Annotated in this window: 3 protein-coding genes and 1 pseudogene; 1 reads left to right on the top strand and 3 read right to left on the bottom strand. The window is 76.2% G+C overall.

Annotation, left to right across the window (positions count from 1 at the left end; genetic code table 11):
• The 3 genes from AB0I76_RS26230 to AB0I76_RS26220 all read right to left on the bottom strand — a co-directional run.
• The coding region (locus AB0I76_RS26230; protein WP_357040693.1) for a cobalamin B12-binding domain-containing protein at positions 1-647 on the bottom strand (647 nt) is incomplete at its 3' end.
• Entirely contained in the window at positions 644-2,320 is a 1,677-nt protein-coding gene (locus AB0I76_RS26225) for a SpoIIE family protein phosphatase (RefSeq protein WP_357040690.1), read from the bottom strand. The genes AB0I76_RS26230 and AB0I76_RS26225, both read right to left, overlap by 4 nt.
• Before the next feature lie 147 nt (positions 2,321-2,467).
• Complete coding sequence (locus tag AB0I76_RS26220) at positions 2,468-2,848, bottom strand: ROK family protein (protein WP_357040687.1); 381 nt, start codon at positions 2,846-2,848, stop codon at positions 2,468-2,470.
• On the opposite strand from AB0I76_RS26220, the pseudogene AB0I76_RS26215 reads away from it, so the two are divergent.
• Positions 2,826-3,039 (top strand): annotated as a pseudogene (locus AB0I76_RS26215) (ROK family protein); the annotation flags it as partial. The gene AB0I76_RS26220 and the pseudogene AB0I76_RS26215 overlap by 23 nt on opposite strands.

Raw genomic sequence — 3,039 nt, 5'->3', positions numbered from 1 at the left:
CGGATCGTGGATCGGCTCTTCGACCACGCGGAACGCATCGGCGAACTTGCCGCAGAGCTGCCCCCCACCGCCGCGGCCCAGCGGCCGTTCGCGCCAAAGCCGGGGCCGCCCGCCACGACCGGGACCCCGGCCGTACGGCAGGCCTCGATCATCCGTCCGGCCCGGACCAGGCGGTTGGGCTGCACGCAGCTGAGCAGGACCGCGTCCGGGCCGGTCTGGTGCAGGTAGGAGACCAGGTGCCGGGTAGGCACGCTGGCGCCGAGGAAGGTCACCCGCCAGCCGTCCGCCCGGACCACCTCGGTGACGATCCGTGCGGCCAGCGCGTGCCACTCGCCCTCCACGCACGCCGACACGACGTGCCCCCGGGCCGGGGCCGGCGGTATCCGTGCGGCGACCGCGCCGACCACCAGCTCGGTGACGTGCGTCGCCGCGTGTTCCTGGGCGACGCTCCACCGCCCGGTCAGCCAGCGCAGCCCGATCTCCCGCTGGGCGACGGCCACCACGTCGACGAGGACGTCCGCGACGGTCCAGCCGGCGTCCAGCAGCCCCAGCGCGAGCCGGATCGCCGCCGGTGGGTCGGCCGCGTCCAGACAGCCCAGGTACGCCTCGACGGCCGCGTCCGCGCCGTCGGTCCGGGCTCCGGTCACGCCGGCCCCGTCGGGCAGATGGCGAGCATCGCGATGTCGTCGTGGCCCTGCCCGTCCAGCCACTCGTCGACGAGTTGCAGGAGCCGGTCGACCAGCGCAGCCGGGGGCAGCCCGGCGGCCGAGGCCAGCGCCCGGTGCAGCCGCCGCTCGCCGAACATCTCCACCTCGCGCGGCCCACCCCGGGCCTCGGTCACCCCGTCGGTGTACGCGAGCAGCAGCTCGCCCGGTGCGAGCCGGACGTCGGACTGGGCGAATCGGGCGGAGGCCAGCGCACCGACCGGCATCCCACCCACCGTGACCGGGCTGACCGTGCCGTCGGGGCGGACGACCAACGGGGACGGGTGCCCGCCGCCGGCGATCCGGGCCCGCACGGCGCCGTCGGCCTCGCGTTCCAGGCTGCCCAGCAGGAGGGTGGTGAACTGGCTGCGGCGCACCGCGTCCGGGGTGTCGAAGAGCGCGCGGTTGAGCAGCCGCATGAGTTCCAGCGGCCGTTGCTCGACCAGCCGCAACGTCTGGAGGGACTGGCGGACCCGGCCGGTGAGCACGGCCGCGCCGACGCCCTTGCCGCAGACGTCGCCGAGGGCGAACATCGCGCCCTTCGCGGTGGGGAAGACGTCGTAGAAGTCCCCGCCGATGCGCAGGCTGTCCCCGGCGGCGCGGTAGCCCCCGGCCAGGGCCACGCCCGTCACGGCGGGCAGTTCGGGCGGGAGCAGGCTGTTCTGCAGTACGCGGGCGAGGTGTGCCTGTTCGCCGTACAGCTCGGCGGTGCCGAGGGCGGCCCCGGCGCGGGCGGCGAACTCCCGGGCCAGCTCGATGTCGCGCTCGTCGAAACCGGCACGTCCGGCGGTGCGGACCAGCACCAGGGCGCCGGCCGGGCGTCCCGCGCTGAGCATGGGGCTGACCAGCACCGTGCCGGGGCGCCCGAAGCCCTCAGGGAGCAGCGCGGCCAGGTCGGCGAGCTGCGCGTCCAGCCAGGGGCTGGGGTCCGTGACGTCGCCGTCGAGCGCCTCGGCCAGCCCCGGCACCGTATCGGTGAGGGTCGCCGGAGCGACTCCGGTGACCGGTGCCGGGTCACCCTGGGCGTACCGCACCCAGTGCGGCAGGTCCTCGGCCGGCGAGGGCGCGCGGTGCACCACCACGGCGAGGTCGGCGAGGTAGGGGACACCGAGCGTGGCCGTCGTACGCAGGGTCTGCTCGCGGTGCAGGGACATCCCGAGGCGGCTGCCGGCCTGGGCGAGGAACGCGGTGCGGGCACGCTCGGCAAGCAGGGAGTCGGTGCGGGCGCGCTCCTCGGTGACGTCCCGCACGTACCAGCCGTACCGGCCGCCGGCGAGGTCACGCCGGACCCCGCGCAGCCGCCGGCCGCGGTGGTCGGTCTCGAAGCCCTCCGCGCCGTCGCGAACCGCGTCGGCGAGTGCGGGGAGTGTGCAGCCGACCAGGGTGGTGCCCGGGACGACCTCCGGCAGGAGCGCGCTCGCCATCGCGTTGACCAGGGTCACCGTCCCGCCGGCGTCGGTCGTCACGACGGCCTCGGCGAGACCGTCCAGCAGTTCGCGGACGAGCCGGGAGTCCGCCGGCAGCGGGGTGGCAGGCGTTCGCCTGGAACTGGACCGGACGGCCCGCCCGCCGCCGCTGACCGGCCCGGCGACACCGTCGCGTGGGGTGGTGGTCACCGCCGGTCGCCGGGCGCGTCGGCCTGTCGACCTCTGCGCATGCTGGTCGTGCACTCCTCGGGTCGGTGGTGATTGCCTCCGAGCAAGGGTACCGAGACACCCGGCCGGTCGCCCACGAGGAAGAGGCGGCTCAGCGGAAGAGGCTGCTCAGCGGGGGTGGGCCAGCCAGCCGGCGGGTCGGGCGAGGATCCGGCGGACCACCGAGCCGGCCGCACCGACCACCGCGGCCTCGGAGCCGAGCACGGCCGGCCGGACGGTGACCGGTGACCAGGCGGCGGTGAGGACGCGGCGGGAGATCTCCGCGAGCACCGGTGGCCGGAGCCAGGGGGTCAGTCGGGCGTATCCGCCGCCGAGGACCACGGTGTCGAGGTCCAGCAGGTTCACCACGCCGGCGACGGCCACCCCGAGGGCCGTGCCGGCCTCGGCCAGCGCGTGCAGCGTGGCCGGGTCGCCGGCCCCGGCCAGCTCGGTGAGCCGGGCCGAGGCGGTGTCCGCCGGCAGGTCCGGGCCGACCAGCTTCCTGCACATCTCCGGCGAGGTCGGCATCGGCGCCGGCATCATGCTCGACGGCACACTCTTCCGTGGCGCCCGCGGCTGGAGCGGCGAGATCGGTCACATCCCGGTCGACCCCGCCGGCCACCCCTGCCGGTGCGGCGGGCGGGGCTGCCTGGAGCGGTACGCCGGGCAGGAGGCCCGACATAGTGCAGCCCCACCCGGAG

The sequence above is a fragment of the Micromonospora sp. NPDC049799 genome, from assembly GCF_040656655.1.
GTDB lineage: Bacteria > Actinomycetota > Actinomycetes > Mycobacteriales > Micromonosporaceae > Micromonospora.
The sequence above is the reverse complement of the archived record's forward strand: the minus strand, read 5'-3'. Positions and strand labels throughout refer to the sequence as shown.

Excerpts from the sequence above, each read along its gene's own strand:
- AB0I76_RS26220 (WP_357040687.1), bottom strand. The coding sequence starts at position 2,848 with ATGTGCAGGAAGCTGGTCGGCCCGGACCTGCCGGCGGACACCGCCTCG.